This window comes from Anaerolineae bacterium, from assembly GCA_016931895.1.
GTDB lineage: Bacteria > Chloroflexota > Anaerolineae > 4572-78 > J111 > JAFGNV01.
Window position 1 is genome coordinate 1 of sequence record JAFGDY010000316.1, and the last position, 19,315, is coordinate 19,315.

Consider the following 19,315-nt stretch of genomic DNA (forward strand, 5'->3'; position numbering starts at 1 on the left):
GGTTGTTCTGGAACAGGCCGCCGGACAACATCGCCGCGCCACCGGCATACACCCCGCCGCCATCTAGGCTGGCCGTGTTGCTGAGGACAGCGACGTTGGTCAACGTCAGCACGGCGGCGGTGTACAGCCCGCCGCCGTCACCGCTGGTGGCGCTGCCGTTCTGGACGGTCAGGTCGGCCAGGGCCAGGTCAGAGGTGGAACTAAATACGCGGCCTGCGCCGCCGCCATCCACGATGGTGCTACCCATACCCGCGCCAACAAAGGTCAACGCCTTGTTGGTGATGGTGACGTTCTCGTTATAGGTTCCCGCCGTGATGCTGATCACATCGCCGGAGAAGGCGGCGTTCGCCGCGGCCTGGATGGTGGTATAGGTACATGTGGGGCAAACATCCAGAGTCGCGGCGCGGGCGGCCGGCAAGCCGCCGCTCAGCAGCCCCACGAACAGCAAGGTCAAACTCAAACCAAGGGCAAGCGACAAGTTAAGGTAAAACAAAGAGCGTCTCATGGTCAAATCCTCCTATCTTCGATCCAGTACGTTGTTCAGGCGGCGGCCAGGGTGGGCGGCACCTCACTCAGGCCGGGGCAACCTCTCCTCAGTCGGCCTCTAACTCCTGCCGCAGATAGGCCAGCAGCGTCTCCAGGCTGGCAAAGCCGCGTTCGGTTTCCCCGTTGCCCGGCTCCACCAGGCAAAAGCGCCAGGTCGCCCGCCCGCCCGGCCTGGTCCCCGCCTCTTGCCAGCAGCGCAACAAAAACGCCCGGTAGGTCGCCTCCGCCAGGGGGCTTGTTTCGCGTTTTTCGTTGGCAGATTCCATCTTCCCCTCCACGCTCGGCCATACCTCATCGTACCACCAGGCTGTTATAAAATCGTTAAAAGCAGTCAATTTCTTTGAGGTCCGCCCCCAACTATGTTATAATGGGAATTGTTGGTTGCCGCCGTTCCCGCCTGCCGGAGCATCCAGCTGGTTCGGTTGCGAGGTGGGAGAGAACCGCTATTCCTTGCAGACGGAGGGGAGAAACGATGTCACATCTGGCTATATCCCTGCTCGGCTCATTTCGGGTTACGCTGGATGATGCCCCCCTGACCTCCTTTACCACCGATAAGGTGCGGGCCCTGCTGGCCTTTCTGGCCGTTGAAGCCAATCGCCCGCATCGCCGCGAAGCCCTGATTGACCTGCTCTGGCCGGATCGCCCACCAGTTGTGGCCCGCAACAATCTACGCCAAGCGCTCTACCGGCTACGCCAGACTCTGGCCAACACCCAAGTCCCGGCCCCGCACCTGCTGGTCACGGCCAAAGAGGTGCAGCTCGATCCGGGCAGCGATTACTGGCTGGACGTGGCCGAATTCGAGACCTGCCTCTCTACCGGTCGGACCCACCATCCCTCGGGCCAGACCCTGTGCCCGGATTGCCTGGCCCGGCTGGAAACGGCCAATACACTCTATCAGGGAGATTTCCTGGCCGGTTTTTCCCTGCCCCATTGCCCCTCTTTTGAATGGTGGCAGCTTCTTACCCAGGAAGCCTACCACCGCCAGGCCCTGGAAGCCCTCGCCCTGCTGGTCAACACCTACGAAGTGCAGCAGGACTATGGTCGGGTCAGCCGCTATGCCAGCCGCCAGATCGAGCTGGAACCCTGGCGTGAGTCGGCTTACCGGCGCTGCATGCGGGCGCTGGCCTTGAGCGGGCAGCGAGATAAGGCCCTGCGCCAATACGACATCTGCCGGAAACAGTTGGCCCGGGAGATGGGGGTCGAGCCGTCGGCCGAAACTACCCGGCTCTACCAGCAGATCCGGGCGCGAGCGCTGCCAGGGATCAGGCAGGCGTCAACAGAACCCGCGCTATCCTCGGCCGGGCCAACCGGCAGCCGGGTCGCCACGGCCGGACCGTTTGACCGCTTTGTGGGTCGGACAGCCGAATTGGCTCTGTTGAACCGCCATCTGACTGAGGCTCTGTCTGGCCGGGGGCAGGTGCTCTTCATCGCTGGCGAGGCCGGCAGCGGCAAGACGCTGCTGCTGCGCGAATTCACCCGGCAGGCGCTGGAAGCCCATCCGCGTTTGTTGGTGGCCGGCGATCGTTGCGATGGCCGGCTGGGGAGTGGGCAGCCCTACCAGCCTTTTGTCGGCCTGCTGGCGGCGCTGAGCGGGGCTGGGGAACTGCACCGACCGACCCCGGATGAGGTCATTGAACGGCAGGCCCGGCGCCTGGCCGACGCTTTTCCCAGCGTAACCCAAGCTTTGATCGAGAATGGGCCGGCCCTGGTGGGCACTTTGATACCGGCCCAATTACTGGCCCGGCGCCTGGCCGGGCCGGATTTGGCCGGCCGGGCGCTACAAGCCGAGCTGCAAACGCTGCTCCAGGCCAGAGCGGTGGGGAACGACCCCAACCTGGCTACCAGCCCCGACCTGCCGGTGATTGACCAGGCTGCCCTGTTTGAACAGGTAACGCAGATGTTGTTGGCCCTGACCGGCCAACGTCCGCTGGTCCTGATCTTAGATGATCTACACTGGGCGGATGAGGGCAGCATTCACATGCTGTTCCATCTGGGGCGGCGTCTGGCCAAAACGCCCCTGTTGATGGTCGGTGCTTACCGCCCAGAGCAGGTTGTCCCAGGCCATACCTTGTCGTCCGTCCTGCATGAACTCCAGGCGCGCTATGGCGAGATTGGGCTAGATCTGGCCCGGGCCGATGGTCGCCAATTCCTGGGGGCGGTGCTGGACAGCCAACCCAACCGGCTGGACGACGGCTTCCGGGAAACGCTCTACCAACACACCGAAGGGCACGCCCTGTTTACCACCGAGCTGCTGCGGGGCATGGTGGCCCGCAGCGAGTTGGTACAGGACGCGAGTGGCTGCTGGGTAACCGGAACCGAGCTGAATTGGGATCAGTTGCCGGCCCGGGTCGAGGCGGTCATCGCCGAGCGGGTCGCCCGGTTGCCGGAAAAATGCCGGAAATTTCTGGCCGCGGCCAGCGTGCAGGGCGAGACCTTCATCCTAGAAGTGGTCGCCCGCGCCCTCGACTGTCGCCCGGCCCAGGCGCTCGAGCTACTGAGCCGGCTGCAATCCGACCGGCACGATCTGGTCCGCGCCCTGAGTGTGGAAGTCCTGACCGTTTCCCACAGCGATTATGCCCACAGCCAGACGCTGTCGTGTTACCACTTTCGCCATTTCTTGTTCCAGCAATACGTCTATCAAAGCCTGGATCCCGTGACCCGCAATTGGCTACACCGGGTTACCGCTGAGGGGCTGGAAGCCCTGGCTAACCTCCAGGTAGGGGAGCCAGACCCGTGGGAAGCCAGCCCGGCCCGGCTGGCCTGGCACTTCAAGCAAGCCGGACAAGCGGCCAGGGCGGTGGGCTACTTGCTGCAAGCCGGGCAAGCGGCCTATCGTCTGTCGGCCAACGTCGAGGCGATTGCCTATCTGCAACAGGGCCTGACCCTGTTGGAAGATATTCCCGACACCCCCCAGCGCACCCGGCAGGAACTGGGTTTGCAACTGGCCCTGGGTCAGGCCTTGATGGAAAACCAGGGCTATGGCATGCCGGCGGTAAAACAGACCTTTGACCGGGCCTGGACTCTGTACCGGCAGGTGGGTGAAACGCCTCAACTCTTTGTTATTTTTTTCAGCCTGATTACCTTTTATATGGTTAGGGGCCAGTTGCGGACCGCCCTTGAATTGAGCGAACAGTTTCTGGGCCAGGCTAAACAAGGGTCCGATCGCGCCGGTTTACCGGTGGCCCGGCGTTTACTGGGCGTCACCCAGCTTTGGCGGGGCCAGTTGGCCCAGGCCCGGCTCCATCTGGAGGAGAGTATCGCCCTCTACAACTCGGAGCTGCCGCAAGCGCTGGTCTTAACCGAGGGCCAGTCCTCGGCGGCTCTCGCCATGGTCGATTCTGCCTACACCTTGTGGCTGCTGGGTTATCCGGACCAGGCCCAGCAGTGGGCCGAGGCGGCGCGACACCAGGCTGAGGCCGAGTCTCAGCCCCTGACCTCAGTCTATGTTCTGTTTGTATCAGCCCTCATTTACGACGCGCTGCGGGACTGGCCCAACTCCCGCACCCTGGCCGAAGCCACAATTGCCCTGGCGACCGAGCACGGGCTGGTCTTCTGGTGGGCTGGGGGCGTCATCATCCGGGAGGCGATGCGTCTCAGGCAAGGACAGACCGATCCAGAAATCGTTGCTGAGATGCGTAAGAATCTGACCATTTTTCAGGCCACGGGCGCTATAGTGGGCCTGCCGTATATGCTCTCCCTGCTGGCCGAGGCGTTGGGGAGGTTGGAGCAACCGGCCGAGGGACTGTCCTTGCTGGCCCAGGCCCAGGCCGTGGTTGCCGAAACAGAGAACCGCACCTGGGACGCGGAGCTGTCCCGGCTGCAAGGGGAACTGCGGCTAAAGGCTGAAGGCAGAAAGCTGACGGAGGAGTCACCAGAGGTGGCAGCCGAAGCCTGTTTTCAACAGGCCATCGCCATTGCTCAGCAGCAGGAGGCCAGGTCCTGGGAACTGCGGGCCACGGTCAGGCTGGCCCGCCTGTGGCAGGCGCAAGGCAAAAAAGAAGAAGCACGCCAAATGTTGGTCAAGATTTACAACTGGTTTACTGAGGGATTTGACACAGCCGATTTAGCGGAGGCCAAGATGCTGCTAGCAGAATTATCCGGCAATTCCAGACAATAATAGATCGTTCGTGCATTTTTTTGAGGATTGTAACTTGATTTCTGAGGTGTTGTTTATCGCGAATCTGGCTGGCGCCGACTAATAATCCACCTGCCTCAAACGAGATTATCAAGACCAACTTCCCCCGCAAGGCGACACTCAAGCAAAACCGCCGCTGTTGGGGTCGAGTTGACGATTTTGTTGGGCGACAACTAACAACCGGTACATTCTCAATGACCAACAGATTCGTCCCCTGGCTATAGCTCCGCGCCACACGCTGGATAGTCCAAACTCTCGCAGATAGTCCTACGGAGCAAGATAGAACGACACTCCCAGGGTACCAGGGCCGGTGTTACAAACAATAGAAGGAGGAATGTCGTAGATAGGGATATGGGGCAGGCTGAGGAAATCTTGCAAGTTGCGGGCCAGGGCCTGTCCTTCGGCCAGAGCGCCGGCATGGGTAACGACAAGGTAATTGTCGGCGCGCCCTGTAGCGTGGGTAAGAACCAATTCTTGCATTTTGATCATACCGTGCTGGTAGGTGCGAACCGTCTCATAACGATCAACCCGCCCCTCGCTCAAGGTCAGGATTGGCTTGAATTGCAGGATGGTGCCAAGCCAAGCGGCAGCACCGCCAATCCGCCCGCCCTTGGCCAGATAATTCAGGGTGGGAACAAGAAAATAGATTCGACCGTTGGGCATCATCCTACGGACTTGCTGTTCAATCTCATCGGCATTCTGCCCGGCAGCCGCCCACTCGGCCGCGAGCAGAACCAGGGTGGTCAATAAACTGGAAGTAACCCGCGTGTCAACGATACGAATATCTGCACCGGGGAAATGCTTGGCAGCTTCTTGCAGATTATCAAAGGCCTGGCTGACCTCGCGGGAGGCAATTAGGGCAATTACGGGTTCGCCATCCTCGATCAGAGGCTGTAAGGCCTCGACAAAGTCGTTGGCCATTGCCGGGATACTTGTCGGAATTTCGTCGTTGGCCTTGAGTTTGGCGATAAAGGTGGCCGCATCAAGGTCCAGCCACTCACGGTAAATCTGCCCGGAGAAGTTGATAAAATGGGGAACCACCACAATCCCCTTCTCCTGTCCGGCAGCGGGGGAGATGCAAGATGTACCATCGGTTAAGATACGGACCATTGACCCCTACCCTTCTTGCTGTTTCTGCTCAATTTTGGCCCAGGTATCGCGCAACGATACGGTTCGATTGAACACAAGTTTGTTTTTGGTGGAATCGGGATCAACGCAAAAGTAGCCGTTGCGCAAAAACTGGTACCGGCTGCCCGGCGCGGCCCCGGCCAAACCGGGTTCTATTTTGCAAGAAGGCAGAATTTCTAAAGAATCGGGATTCAAGTTTGCCAAAAAATCCTGGCCCTCGGCCACTTCTTCGGGATCAAGCTTGACAAAAAGGTGGTCGTACAACCGTACTTCAGCCTCAAGGGCGTGTTCCGCCGAGACCCAATGCAGCGTGCCTTTGACCTTGCGCCCGTCCGGTGAACTGCCGCCTCGCGTGGCCGGATCATAGGTGCAGCGCAGTTCAACAATTTCACCACTTTCATCTTTGATCGCGCCGGTACAGGTTATGTAGTAGGCGTGCATCAGGCGCACTTCCCGGCCCGGAGCCAGGCGGAAGAATTTTTTGGGCGGGTCTTCGCGGAAGTCATCGCGTTCAAGGTAAAGCACGCGGGAGAAAAGCACTTTGCGCGTGCCCATGCCGGCATCTTCAGGATTGTTGACCGCGTCCATCTCTTCTACCTGACCCTGCGGGTAGTTCTCAATAACTACCCGCAGCGGGTTGAGCACGGCCATGACCCGCGGGGCGTGTTGGTTCAATTCTTCACGGATGGTGTGCTCAAGCAGGGCAATGTCCACGATACTTTCGTTTTTAGCCACGCCAATGCGGTCAATGAAGGTGCGGATAGCCGTGGCGGTATAACCCCGCCGCCGCAAGCCCGACAGGGTGGGCATGCGGGGGTCATCCCAACCTTGAACGTGCCCTTCTTTAACCAGACGGATCAACCTGCGTTTACTTAAAATAGTGTGGCTCAAATTGAGCCGGGCGTATTCGATTTGGCGGGGATGGTAAATGCCCAACTGGTCCAAAAACCAATCGTAGAGCGGGCGGTGATCTTCGTAACCCAGATCACACATGGAATGGGTAATACCTTCAATAGAGTCCGATTGGCCGTGGGCCCAGTCGTACATGGGATAAATGCACCACTTATCGCCGGTGCGGTGGTGGGTAGCGTGCAGAATGCGATACATCACCGGATCGCGCATGTTCATATTGCCGGCAGACATATCTATTTTGGCGCGCAAAACGCGGCTGCCTTCGGCAAATTCCCCGGCCCGCATGCGCTCAAACAAATCCAGATTCTCCGCCACCGAACGGTTGCGGTAGGGGCTGTCTTTACCCGGCTCGGTCAAGGTGCCGCGATATTCGCGGATTTCGTCGGCGTTCAGGTCGTCAACGTAAGCTTTGCCGGCTTTAATCAACTGGACGGCCCACTGGTATAACTGCTCAAAATAATCCGAGGCATAGTACAGCCGGTCTTGCCAGTCAAAGCCCAGCCAGCGAATATCCTTGATCTGCGCGTCAACATACTCCTGCTCCTCTTTGACCGGGTTGGTGTCGTCAAAACGCAAATTGTAAAGGCCGCCAAATTCTTCGGCCAACCCGTAACTGATGCAGATACCCTTGGTGTGGCCAATGTGCAGGTAGCCGTTTGGCTCCGGCGGGAAACGGGTATGCACCCGTCCCCCAAATCTGCCCGTTCTGATGTCTTCGGCAATAGCCTCGCGGATAAAGTTGGAAGGGGTGGCGACTTCATTGGTGGTGGTCATTTCTGCAACTCCCGGGAAATTTATTAATTGTGAATTGTGAATTGTGAATTATTAATTGTGAACTGAACGGCCAAAAACCAACGACGAACGACCGACGACCGATTTTAGTCGTTCGTCCTTCATCAATTGTCTTTCGTCGTTCGTCTTGCGTCGTTGGCCGGAAATGTCAAAAGGCAATCATCAGGCCAGAGTAATAAGCCCATTTTTCTTATAAACCGATATTATAAATTATTTAGGGCGATCATGAAAATAACCCCAGAGGCATCTTGTTTAGGGGCTGGTGAATTAGCCGCCTGCTGGCCATTCGCCAACCATCTGCCTTTGGACGGGGGTTATGGGCGACGACATTCCGGCCAAAGAGGTGCCCTGGCGCAGTGCGGCCAGTTCCGCCAGGGCCTGCGCGCCGCTTTGTCCGTGCCGCGCCAGATAACAACCGATCACGGTGCCCGTGCGGCCAAGCCCATAGTGGCAGTGAACGTAAACGGTGTGTCCCGCCTGTAAGGCGGCATCCATTGTGTCCAAAATATTCTTCATCTCGGCGGGGGTGGGGGTGTCAAAATCCGGAATGGGCAGGCGGTGGTGTTCGGCGACCAGGCCCGACCTGTTTGCTTCCGCCGCCAACAGGAAGGCGTAAGATTCTAATTCTCCGGTTTCGGTCAGGTCCACAAAAAAAGTGACCCCTGCCTCCAGCAAGGCACGCAATTTCTCCGGGTCCCAGGGGTAGGGGTAACTTCCGGCCAGCAATTTGCCGGGCAACACCACATAAAATTGGGAATTGGGCCTTGCTTTTAAGGTTGGTTCTATCTCATTCATTGCCCACCGGCAATTCTACCCAGAAGTTGCTGCCCTGGCCAGGGACGCTTTCCACCCACACCTGCCCGCCGTGCGCTTCAACCACGGCTTTAACCAAAAAGAGGCCCAGGCCCGTGCCGGGCGTTTGGCGAGCCAGGCGGTTATCAACCCGGTAAAGGCGATCAAAAATACGTTCCTGCTCGGCCGGGGGAATGCCAATGCCTTCATCGCGCACGTAAAGGCGCACCGTATTGTTTTCACCTGTCACGCCGCCCACCGTAATCTGGCCGCCGTCTGGGCTATATTTGATGGCGTTGCCGATCAGGTTGGTCAACACTTCGCGCAGCCGTTCAAAATCGCCCTGAATGGGCGGGTAATCCGGGGGAAAGTCAACGGTAAAAGCGTGTTTGGCGGTGGTGGCTTGCAGATTTTCCACAGCCGTGGCGGCGATGTCGGCCAGGTTCAGATAGCTGAGGCGCAGTTTAAAGCCGCCGGATTGCAAACGGCTGGCTTCCAGGAGATTGGTGATCAGCCGGTCCAGCCGGTCGGCCTCTTCCTCAATCACGGCCAGGCCGTCGGCCAGGGTGGGCCTGTCCCAGTCGGCATCCTCGCGGGCCAGGGTGCCGGCATAACCTTTGATAATGCTCACCGGCGTTTTCAATTCGTGGGAGATCACCGAGAGCAGCGTTTGTTTCATCTCCTCGGCCTGCTGCAAACGGGTAACATCGCGCACGTTGGCAATAACCTGGGTGGTATGGCCTTCCTGGTCGTGTTGCGGCGAATAGTTATCGGCCAGGGTCAGGGCCAGCCCGTCGGCGCGGCGATGAATGCCCTCGGCATACAGGCGGCCATCCGCGGGCGGGTTGAGCAGGGGGCAGGCCGTATGGCACACGCTGACTCCCTGTTTGGTTTGCAAATTCAACACCTCGTAACAGGGCCGGCCAATAGCCGCTTCAGCCGAGATGCCGGTCATATTGGTCAGGGCCTTATTCCAGGTTTGAATAATACGGTAGGGGTTGATGATCATCACCCCATCGCCGCTGTTTTCAATAATGGCGTTCAGGCGTTCCCGTTCGGCGCTCACCTGCTGGTACAGGCGAGCGTTTTGCACGGCAATCGCGGCCTGGTCGGCAAAGGCGCCCAACACCTGGCGGTCGTTGCTGCTAAAGGCCGCGCCCCTGGCCCGAAAAATAAAAATGTAACCAATAATATCCTGGCCAAGCTCCAGGGGCAAAGCCACCACTTGGCGCATCGGCACCCCGGCAGCCCGCGAGGCCAGAGCCAACCGCAGCGACATATCAGGGATAAGGCGATGCTCTTCCGTATCCAGATCACGCCACAAGGGTTCAAACAAGGGCACCGCCTGGTACGGCAGGCCAATGCTGGCCTGGGGGATAAACGAACCATCACTGCGCCGGAGCGTAATCAAACCGGCCTGGCCGGCCAGGATCTCCACGGCGCTTTTCAGGGTGAGTTCCAGCAGCGAAGACAAATCAAGCCGGGCGCTCATGGCCCGGCTGATTTCCAACAAATATTCTCTTTGACGCAAACGGAAATCTGGCAACATAATGAGTCGGCAGGCAACATCAGGCCTTGGTTTAGGGGACGGTCACCGAAGATAGAACAAAAAATATCAGGCCAGAGGCAATGGCAAACACCACCACGGCTAACCCCAAGCCTATAGCCACCAACACTGCCGTTGGGGTTTCACCTGAGGCTTTTTCGGCCGACGAGTCAGAACGCATGCTGACCATTGTATCTTCAATATCCTCAAGAAATTCTTCCTCTTCCTCTTCCTCAATCGGCGTCGTGGCCGTTTTTTGCTTAAGCGCCGCCACAAAGGGGTCTTCTTCAGGTTGCAGGTTGCGTAAAGCCTCTCTGGCGGCCCGGTTGTTTTTGTTGATTTTTAGGACATTCTCGTAACATATCCGCTTGTCATTGGTTTCAGTTAACACATCGCCCAGATTCAACCAGGCCTCTTCAGAACGAGGGTTTTCCTGGAGAATGGCCTCATAAATCAGGCGGGCTTGTTGAAGATTTCCTGCTTCTGCCGCAGTCCGGCCGTCTTCAATTGTGGGCATAATTATCCATCCTCTTTACATAATTATGATCAATGCTACCACACTCCGGGTATTTTGTACAGTTTGTTGACCCGGTTGGGCGCACTCCCAAATTTTGCAGTAGGGACAAAACAATGTTTTGTCCCTACCCTGATGGCCCCAAAATGGGTACAGAGCCAATGGGCACAAAACCAATGGGCGCAGAGTCGGCCCGGTTTTGCTAATATTATACCACAACTTTTAAGAGATGACATTTCAGCCAATTTGGACTGCTTGGCGATCGTTCTCTTGTGTGGTATACTCTTGCGTTTGGAGCGTTATGCAACTATGAAAATAAGCAAAACTTTTTTGACCTTGCTCTTCACTCTGCTCATCTTATCTCAGCCCACTATGGCCGGGTGGCCTAAGATACTGGCTCAAACCTCACCTCCTGTCCTGGCCTTTTATTATGCCTGGTTCGACCAAGACACCTGGAGGTCTGGCCAATCAGCCGACTTGCCAGCCGAACCCTACCGCTCAGCCAACCGGACCACCATCGAGCGGCACGTGGCCCAGGCCCAGGGCGCGGGCATCAACGCCTTTGTGCAATCCTGGTACGGCCCTCAGGAAACCAACAACCAAACCGAAACCAATTTTCGCACCCTGTTAGACGTAGCCCAGGCTACCGACTTTAAAGCCGCCGTAGACGTGGAAACCACCAGTCCCTTCTTCGGCGACGCCGCGGCCGTAACCCAGGCCCTTACCACCCTGCTGACCACTCACGCCCAGCACCCGGCCTATTTGCGCTACCAAAACAAGCCCGTTATCTTTTTCTGGCGGCAGCAGCAATTTTCGGTAGATGAATGGGCGGCCATTCGTAGCCAGGTAGACCCCGATCATAACAGCTACTGGATCGCCGAAGGCGTGGACATAACCTACCAGACTGTATTTGACGGCCACCATCTCTACAGTGTGGCCTGGGCCGCCTCACCGGCCGAGCAACTGGCCAAGTGGGGCAATCTTGTCCGCAACTACGAAGCCGAAAATCAGGTGGAACGCCTGTGGGTGGCCACCGCTATGCCGGGTTACGATGACACCCGCCTGCCGCGCGAAAATGCCTTTGCCGTGCCTCGCCGCAACGGGGATTATTACCGCGAAACGTGGCAGGGGGCCATCGCCAGCCAGCCCGAAATGATCATTATCACCAGTTTCAACGAATGGCCTGAAGGCACGCAGCTTGAGCCGAGCCAGAGTTATGGCAACCTGTATTTGGAGCTGACCCGAGAATTGGTCACCGACCTGCGGGGCGCTCCGCCAGCCGCGCCGGCTGCCCTCGCTTTGGCCCAGACTCAGGTTACGCCGGAAACCCCGCCTGAAGGCCCCTATGTTAAAGTTGACTTTTTGACCAATATCCGGCAGGGACCGGACACCAGCTTTGCCAAAATAGGCGAATTGCCCGCCGGCAGCCTGGCCCCGGTGGTGGGCCGGACAGAAGCCAGCGATTGGTGGCAAATTGAATTTGCCGGCGGGCCTGAGGGCAAAGGTTGGGTCTCGGCCGAGGTGGTTGAATTTGTGGGGGAAGCGGCTGACGTGCCGTTGGTGGAGACGCCGCCCGCTGCCGAAACAAGCGAGCCGGAGGCCGGTGAGCCATCAACCGCCGCTGAAACAACGCCCTCGGCAGAAGAAACACCCGCCCTTACCGGCGCGCCGCCGCGCGTGCAAATTCCGGCCGGCGGGGTGAACGTGCGCAGCGGCCCCGGCCTCAATTTTGACCTGGTGGGACGGCTGGAAAGCGGCGTATCGGCCGTTGTGGTGGCCAAAAATGAAACAGGCGACTGGTGGCAAATTGAATACCAGGCCGGGGAAAACGGCCTGGCCTGGGTGGCCGACGTGGTGGTTGACTTTGGGGGCGATAGTTCAGCCGTACCCGTGGCCGACGACGCCGCCGGTGTAGAGGCGGGAACGTCGCCGGCGGCCACGGTTACCCCAACCCCGGCTGAGCCGGTGATTGAGGGCAGCGTGGAGGCCACCGATCCGGTGAACGTCCGCTCCGAACCGTCGCTGGAAGGAACGCTGGTGGGGGGGCTTTATCCCGGCGATACCGCCGATGTGCTGGCCATTAGCCAGGACGGCCAGTGGTGGCAAATAGAATTTGCCGACGGGCCTGAAGGCCAGGCCTGGGTGGCCGCCGAGTTTGTCCAATTCCGGGGCGACCAGAACACGGTGCCCATCTTTGGCCTGGGCACGCCTACGCCCACGCCCGGCCCCACCGATACGCCCACGCCCACCTTGCCGCCGCCCACGCCCACTCCCATTGACTTTCCTCCCACCTTTGCTCCTACCGCTACCTCGCTCTATGAGGCCACTTCTGCGGCGGCCCTGGCCGGGCGGGGCACCCCTGATCCGGCCCTTACCGAAATACCGGCCTCGCGTTCCTTCAATTGGGGAGCCTGGCCGTGGGGCCTCCTGGCCGTGGGGGTGGTGGGGGGGCTGCTCTGGTATCAATTCAGCCGTTATCGCCGCCGGAAAAAACGGCCCAGACTGTAGATTTACGGTTTCGGATTGACGGTCTGCGGCCCGCAACTTCAACTTGAGTAGCAAAAATGGGGGATGGACAAAACCCCTCAAATTCTGATACTATTTATTAATAGTTAAGATAACCTCGTTTCGGTCCCTTAACAATCTATCACCAGAACCGGGTATCAAAGAAGGTGAACATGGACAAGCTCAAAGTGCTTGTAGTGGATGATAGTCCTCAAATCCGCGAATTTGTGATTGAGTATGTGCTGCGTCCCAACGGATTTGAGATTGACCAGGCCACCGATGGCGCGGAAGGGCTGCAAAAAGTGTTATCCGGCAAACCCGATCTGGTTTTGATGGACTATGAAATGCCTAAAATGACCGGTATTGAAGTGTTGCGGAACCTGCGCGCGCAGGGGTGCAAAGTGCCGGTCATTTTAATGACCTCGCATGGCTCGGAGCAGGTGGCCGTGGAGGTGTTCCGGTTGGGGGCCAAGGATTATCTGGTCAAACCTTTTGCGGCCCAGGAGATGTTGGACACCATTGAAGAGGTGTTGACGGTGACCCGCCTGCGCCATGAAAAAGAAACGCTCACCCGCCGGGTGATGCAGGCCAACCAACGCCTTGAACAGCACATCCGCGAATTGAATACACTGTACCAGGTGGGCAAGTCCATTAATGCCCTTATGCAGCCCAACAAAATGCTGGAACGGATTGTAGATGCCGTGTTGTTTGTCACCCGCTGCCAGGAGTGTTCGCTGGTATTGGTTGACTCGGATACAGGTAAAGTAGGCGGTTGTTTGCGGAAAAAACGTGGCCCCGACGGAAACCATACGCCCCAAAAAACACGGAGCGTCACCAAACTGCTGGTGCTGGACGAAGAGGATTGTGTGGAAACAACCAGGGGGCCAACCGAAACCATTCTTTCGGTGCCGCTCCAGGTGGGGCAAAGAGTTATCGGCACGTTGAGCATCAGCAAGCAGATAACGGGCCAGTTTACCTCGCACGACGACCGCCTGCTGCGCATGCTGGCCGATTATGCGGCCATCGCCATTCATAATATGCAGTTGATGCGTCAACTCCATTTAACCAAAGAGCGAGAAAAACAACAGATCCGCGGCCTGTTTGAGCGATACGTGGCCCCCACCGTGGTTGAACAACTGCTGACCCGGTCCGGCGAGGTAGAATTGGGCGGGATGCGCCAGCCGGTGACGGTGCTTTTTGCCGACGTGCGGGGCTTTAGTAGTTTTAGCTCCCAAATTTCACCGGAAGTGCTGGTTGAATTGCTCAACCAATACATGCGGGTGGCTGCCGAAGCGGTGCTGGCCCAGGAAGGCACCTTAGACAAATTTATGGGCGATGCGGTGATGGCCTTTTTTAACGCTCCTCTACCCCAAAGCGACCATCCGGTGCGGGCGGTGAAGGCAGCGTGGAACTTGTGTCGCCTGGTAGAAAAATTGCACCAACATCTCCCCCCAGAACACCGGCTCCGTTTTGGGGTGGGCGTGGGCATTGGCGAGGCCGTGGTGGGCAACATTGGCACCGCCCAAATGATGAACTATACCGTAATTGGCGATTCCGTTAACAAGGTCAAACGCTTGCAAGAGCAGGCCAAGGGCGGCCAGATTTTGATCAGCCAGGAAACATTTTACCTGGTGCAAGATTACGCCCAGGCCCAAAGTGTGGGTGATCTGCTGCTCAAAGGGCAAAGCCAGCCGGAGCCGGTTTATGAGGTGGTAGATTTATTTAACCGTTGAGACGTTTGTTATGCGACAAGCTGAACGTCATTTTGAAAGCCTGCCCTGAGCGCAACGAATGAGCCGTAGGCCGAGAAATCCCCTTCTAAATGTAACCCCTACTTTTGCCCATCGGCAATTTGCCTATTTACAAGGAGATATTTATGCCTACTTTAGAAGATGCTATTGCCCTGGCAGTTAAAACACATCAAGGTCAGGTTGACAAGTATGGCCAGCCTTACATTTTACATCCACTGCGGGTCATGTTTCGCCTGGAAACGGAACTTGAGCAAATGGTGGGGATTTTGCACGACGTGGTGGAGGATAGTGAGTTGACCCTGGCCGATTTACGGCAGACGGGCTACGCCCCCGAAGTGATTGAAGCCCTGGATGGCGTAACTCGTCGCCAGGAAGAAACTTACGACGAGTTTGTGGAACGCAGCCTGGCCCATCCTGTTTCCCGGCGGGTCAAACTGGCCGATTTGGAGGACAATATGGACTTGCGACGGATGTCAACGGAGATGGGGGATAAGGATTTTGAACGGTTAAAACGGTATCGCCGGGCCTGGGAGCGTTTGCAAAAACATTGAGGTTTTTAGACGTTGGCTATCACTGCCAGGGGCAACGTAATCTCGACCAGCGTGCCGGGGAGTGGCTCGGCCGGGCCGATGTAAAATTCGCCCTGCATATCTTCCTTAACCGTGGTGCGGACGATGTCCAGCCCCAGGTTGAGATCGTGGTTTGGGTTAAAATGGGGAGGCAGGCCGCGACCATTATCGCAAACTTTTAGCTGTAAATACGAGCCTCTATTGGCCAGGTGGATTGAAACTTGGCCCTCGCTGCGCCCGGCCAGCCCATGCTCCAGCGCGTTTTGTAAAAGCTCATTGGTGATCAGGGCCAAACTGGTAGCCCGTTGCGACGGTAGTTCAATGTTGTTGCCCGTCACCGCGATATTAATCTTGGCCGCGGGATTGACCATGTTACCGGAAACCATCATTGAAACCCGCCTGATCAAATCCAGCGTGCCCACCTTGTCCACCCCTGCTTCCGACAACATCTCATGAACCGTAGCAATGCTCAACACCCGGTTGATGGTCTCATTCAAAACATTCTGCGGGGAGAGTGTGTTTTCCTGCCCCATTTGCAAACGCAGGAGCATAGCTATCATTTGCAGATTGTTCTTAACCCGGTGGTGCATTTCCTGAATGATGGCCGTATGGGCCAACTGGGCTTTTTCCAGGGCAATCGCGGCAAGTTCGGTGATAATGCCAAACAGTTCAATCTCGTCCCGGGTGAACTTGTGGGGGTTCACCGTTTGCACGTTAACCGCGCCAATCACTTTATTATGGCTGATCAAGGGCTGGGCCATGAGCGAGGGGAATTTGCTCTCGCCGGAGCCGATGACGCGGTAAAAGCGCGGGTCTTTGAAAGCGTTGGTAACGGCAATGGGCTGCCGATACTCGGCGGCCCAGCCGGTTAAGCCGGCCCCGTGCGGCAGGTACACTTCGCCGATGCCTTCTTTTTTCAGGCCGGTGGTGGCCGCCAAAACCAACCGGTCGCGGGTTTTGTTGTAAAGATAGATGGAGCACGACTCCACGCGCATCACCTCGGTGGTGCGGCGCGTGATCAGGTCCAGGGTATCATCCAAGTCGCGGGCTTCGGCAATGGCCCGGCTGATCTCGCGGACGGCGGCCAGTTGGTCGCTTTTTTGTTTGAGCTGGTCGGCCAGTTGGTTCATCGGCTTCCGAAATAAAGGTGAATTAATCAGCGGTTGGCTTTGGCCCGCTGCCCGCCAACCTTCTTTTAATAATACCCCGGCCGGGCGAAAAAACAAGGGCCAGCAGAAAAAAGCAGGTACAGGTGAGTACAATGGCCGGGCCGGAAGCAATATTAACGTAAAAAGAAAGGTACAAGCCCACCACGGCACTTGCCGCGCCAACGCCGGCCGCCAAGATCATCATCACCGGCAGGCGGCGGGTCAGCAGGTAAGCCGTAGCCGCCGGCGTAACCAGCATGGCGGCCATCAGGGCCACCCCCACGGTTTGCAGCGAGAGCACAATAGTAACGGCAATCAACAGCAGCAGCAGGTAGTTTAAAAAAGCGGCGGGTAAGCGCAGCGTTCTGGCCAGAATGGGGTCAAAAGAAATTACCAGAAACTCTTTGTAAAAGGCAATAATAGCCAGGATCACCAGCCCGCCAAAAAGGCCCGTCAGCCACAGGTCGCCGGCGGACACGCCCAACACGTTGCCGAAAAGAAAATGCGTCAGGTCAACGGCGTAGTTGCGCACGGTTGAGATCAAGGCAATGCCCAGGGCGAACATGCCGCTAAACATAACCCCAATCGCCGTGTCCTCTTTCACCCCCCCTTTGCTGATGACGCCAATGCCCAAGGCGGTAACAACCCCGGCGGCCAGCGCCCCGGCGGAAAGCCACAACGGATTGCTCCCGCCCAGCAAATAACCGGCGGCCACTCCCGGCAAAATGGCATGGGCCAGCGCGTCGCCCAAAAAAGCCATCCCGCGCAAAACAATATACGCGCCCAGCACCGCGCACACAACGCCCACAATCAGGGCCGCAATCAGGCCTCGCACCATAAAGGCGTATCCCAGCGGTTCAAAAATAAAATTCAGCAGGTCGGCCATCCGGCCTATCTCCTTTCTTCCCCGCCGCCGCAGCACGTGTCGCTGAGCATCATGGCGCCGTTGGGGGTTTCAATTATCCGCATGTGCCCGCTGTAAGCCTGGCTCAACAGCGCGGGAGTGAAGACCTCACTCGCCCGGCCAAAGCCAAGCATTTGGGCCTTGAGCAGCATCAAACGGTCAAACCTTTCGGCGGCCAGGTTGAGGTCGTGCGTAGCCACCATGATGGTCACTTGACGCCGGCGTAGCTCTTTAAAAACGGTAAAGATCTCTTCTTGCGATTTAACATCCAGCCCGGTCAGGGGTTCGTCCATTAACATCAATTCAGCCTCTTGGGCCAGAGCGCGCGCAATGAACACCCGCTGTTGCTGCCCGCCCGATAGCTCGCCAATCTGGCGTTTGGCCAGGTGAGCCATCCGCACTAATTCCAGTGCTTCATAAACGTAAGCCCAATCTTTGCGCCGGGGCCAGCGGAACAGGCCCAACTTTCTGATCCGCCCCATCATCACCACATCGGCCACGTTCACGGGGAATTTCCAATCCACCTGGTTGCGTTGGGGCACATAGGCAATGCAAATATGCTCGTCCGGCCCGTGACCGTAGATGTTTACCTGGCCTTGAGTGGGCGGCAAAACCCCGGCAATCACGTTAAACAGGGTGCTTTTTCCGGCTCCGTTTGGGCCAATCACGGCCACGCGCTCGCCTTTGTGCAATCGAAACGAAACTTGATCCAGCGCCAAAGCGCCGCTAAAACGAACCGAAATCCCTGTCAGTTCCAGGATAGGATGTCGCAAATCATGTTCTACCCCGCCGGCGTTCAAGGCGCCGGCGCGCTGCCTCATTTCCATAAGTTAATCCCCTGCCTTTACTTCAGAGCTTCTACAATGGCGGTAGTATTATAACGAACGTAATCCAGATACGTCTCCACCTCGCTGCCCGCCGCGCCCAACGAGCCGGTGTACAGAGTGACCAGTTTAACGCCCGTATCGTTTGCCACCCGCTCCGCCAACGACGGGTTGACCGAGGCGCCCACAAAAATAGCCTTAACCTTGTATGTTTTGATCACGTCTTCCAATTCAGCCAATTCTTTAGCCGACGGTTCAGCCGCGCTACTAAACGACGGGATCACTGCTCCCACCTGTTTTAAACCATAATGTTCAGCGTAGTAGCCAAAAGCGGTATGGTCGGTGACCAACTCGCGGTTTTCGGCCGGGATGCTGTTTATTTGCGCTTTGACCCACGTATCCAACTCATCCAATTGGGTTTGATAAGCCCTGGCATTGGCTTCAAAAATCTGGCTATGGGCCGGGTCAAGGGCGCTGAGGGTATGTTCAATATTATGGACAAAAATTTTAACATTGGCCGGGCTGGTCCAAGTGTGCGGATCTACCCCCTGGTGATGATGCCCCTCTTCCAGTTCGTGTTCCTTCGGGTCGGCGGTGGGCACCGGGCCAAGCTGGCGGGGTTCAACGCCGTGCGACACGTGGACGACGACTGCTCCGCCGCCGGCATTGCTGATCATCTCGTCCAAAAATTCTTCCAGCCCCATCCCATTGGCAAAAACCACGTGCGCATCGGCCACAGCCGCCAAATCGGCCGGAGCGGGATTAAAGGTATGCGGGTCGGCGCCAATCGGCAGGAGGATGGTGAGATCAATCTTATCACCGCCAATCTTCTTGACCACATCGGCCACAATACTGGTGGTCGCAATTACCTTGAGTTTTTCGCCATCGGCCAAGTCCACAGGCGCCGGTTCAGGCATTTCAGCTTCATGTTCAAGAGCTTCACCTTCGTGTTCATGTTCATCGGCCTCGGGTTCGTCCGCATGCGCTTCGCCTTCGTGGCGCTCTTCTAAGTAAACTTCGGTGGCCTTTTCTTGCTGTCCCCCTGCTTGCCGGACAGCGGATCCCGGTTGGGCGGCCCTACACTGGGCTGCAAGCAATGTAAAAATAGTAACAGTTGTCAGAACGAAAATTTTTGTTTTGGTAAACATGCCAATATTCCTTATTGGCTCATGTTAAGAACAAGTGCGAGTAACTAAAAGAGAAATGAAGGAGGGGTTGATTCGCTTCAAATTGATGCCAAACTCACACA

Annotated in this window: 15 protein-coding genes; 4 read left to right on the plus strand and 11 right to left on the minus strand. The window is 57.4% G+C overall.

Features of this window, described 5'->3' with window-relative positions; all coding sequences use genetic code 11:
• Both JW953_24380 and JW953_24385 read right to left on the minus strand, forming a co-directional pair.
• A partial coding sequence (locus JW953_24380) for a hypothetical protein (protein ID MBN1995846.1) occupies positions 1–505 on the minus strand: 505 nt, incomplete at its 3' end.
• Between the two features lie 88 nt (positions 506–593).
• Positions 594–812 (minus strand): hypothetical protein, encoded by a 219-nt coding sequence (locus JW953_24385; GenBank protein ID MBN1995847.1) that lies wholly within the window; start codon positions 810–812, stop codon positions 594–596.
• 206 nt (positions 813–1,018) lie between these two features.
• On the opposite strand from JW953_24385, the gene JW953_24390 reads away from it, so the two are divergent.
• Positions 1,019–4,663 carry an AAA family ATPase gene (locus tag JW953_24390; GenBank protein MBN1995848.1) on the plus strand — a complete coding sequence of 1,215 codons (3,645 nt, stop codon included), beginning with the start codon at positions 1,019–1,021 and terminating at the stop codon, positions 4,661–4,663.
• A 285-nt stretch (positions 4,664–4,948) separates the two neighbouring features.
• On the opposite strand, the gene JW953_24395 is transcribed toward JW953_24390, so the two are convergent.
• The 5 genes from JW953_24395 to JW953_24415 form a co-directional block, all read right to left on the minus strand.
• Positions 4,949–5,791, minus strand: coding sequence for a DegV family protein (locus JW953_24395; protein MBN1995849.1), 843 nt, complete (start codon positions 5,789–5,791; stop codon positions 4,949–4,951).
• 6 nt (positions 5,792–5,797) lie between these two features.
• Positions 5,798–7,495, minus strand: coding sequence for a glutamine--tRNA ligase/YqeY domain fusion protein (locus JW953_24400; GenBank protein MBN1995850.1), 1,698 nt, complete (start codon positions 7,493–7,495; stop codon positions 5,798–5,800).
• A 285-nt stretch (positions 7,496–7,780) separates the two neighbouring features.
• The gene (locus JW953_24405; protein ID MBN1995851.1) at positions 7,781–8,308 is read right to left on the minus strand and encodes a dual specificity protein phosphatase family protein; all 528 of its coding nucleotides are present in this window, start codon (positions 8,306–8,308) and stop codon (positions 7,781–7,783) included.
• Positions 8,301–9,854, minus strand: a complete 1,554-nt coding sequence (locus JW953_24410) for a PAS domain S-box protein (GenBank protein ID MBN1995852.1) — start codon at positions 9,852–9,854, stop codon at positions 8,301–8,303. Before JW953_24410 ends, JW953_24405 begins: the two co-directional genes overlap by 8 nt.
• A 31-nt stretch (positions 9,855–9,885) precedes the next feature.
• The gene (locus JW953_24415; protein MBN1995853.1) at positions 9,886–10,368 is read right to left on the minus strand and encodes a tetratricopeptide repeat protein; all 483 of its coding nucleotides are present in this window, start codon (positions 10,366–10,368) and stop codon (positions 9,886–9,888) included.
• A gap of 306 nt (positions 10,369–10,674) precedes the next feature.
• Here JW953_24415 and JW953_24420 point away from each other — a divergent pair, with 306 nt between their 5' ends.
• The 3 genes from JW953_24420 to JW953_24430 all read left to right on the plus strand — a co-directional run bounded on the left by JW953_24420 (position 10,675) and on the right by JW953_24430 (position 15,172).
• On the plus strand, positions 10,675–12,873 hold the full coding sequence (locus tag JW953_24420; protein ID MBN1995854.1) for an SH3 domain-containing protein: 2,199 nt from the start codon (positions 10,675–10,677) through the stop codon (positions 12,871–12,873).
• A gap of 170 nt (positions 12,874–13,043) precedes the next feature.
• Complete coding sequence (locus tag JW953_24425) at positions 13,044–14,603, plus strand: response regulator (protein ID MBN1995855.1); 1,560 nt, start codon at positions 13,044–13,046, stop codon at positions 14,601–14,603.
• Between the two features lie 143 nt (positions 14,604–14,746).
• Positions 14,747–15,172, plus strand: coding sequence for a GTP pyrophosphokinase (locus JW953_24430; GenBank protein MBN1995856.1), 426 nt, complete (start codon positions 14,747–14,749; stop codon positions 15,170–15,172).
• 5 nt (positions 15,173–15,177) lie between these two features.
• Here JW953_24430 and JW953_24435 read toward each other — a convergent pair whose 3' ends face one another.
• From JW953_24435 to JW953_24450, 4 genes are read right to left on the minus strand one after another with little or no spacing between them, the layout of a single operon-like run.
• Positions 15,178–16,320 (minus strand): GAF domain-containing protein, encoded by a 1,143-nt coding sequence (locus tag JW953_24435; protein MBN1995857.1) that lies wholly within the window; start codon positions 16,318–16,320, stop codon positions 15,178–15,180.
• Positions 16,321–16,342: 22 nt separating this feature from the next.
• Positions 16,343–17,224 carry a metal ABC transporter permease gene (locus JW953_24440; GenBank protein ID MBN1995858.1) on the minus strand — a complete coding sequence of 294 codons (882 nt, stop codon included), beginning with the start codon at positions 17,222–17,224 and terminating at the stop codon, positions 16,343–16,345.
• Between the two features lie 5 nt (positions 17,225–17,229).
• Positions 17,230–18,063, minus strand: coding sequence for a metal ABC transporter ATP-binding protein (locus tag JW953_24445; GenBank protein MBN1995859.1), 834 nt, complete (start codon positions 18,061–18,063; stop codon positions 17,230–17,232).
• 23 nt (positions 18,064–18,086) lie between these two features.
• Positions 18,087–19,214: a zinc ABC transporter substrate-binding protein gene (locus tag JW953_24450; protein MBN1995860.1), complete on the minus strand. Its 1,128-nt coding sequence runs from the start codon at positions 19,212–19,214 to the stop codon at positions 18,087–18,089.
• Between the last annotated feature and the right edge of the window lie 101 nt (positions 19,215–19,315).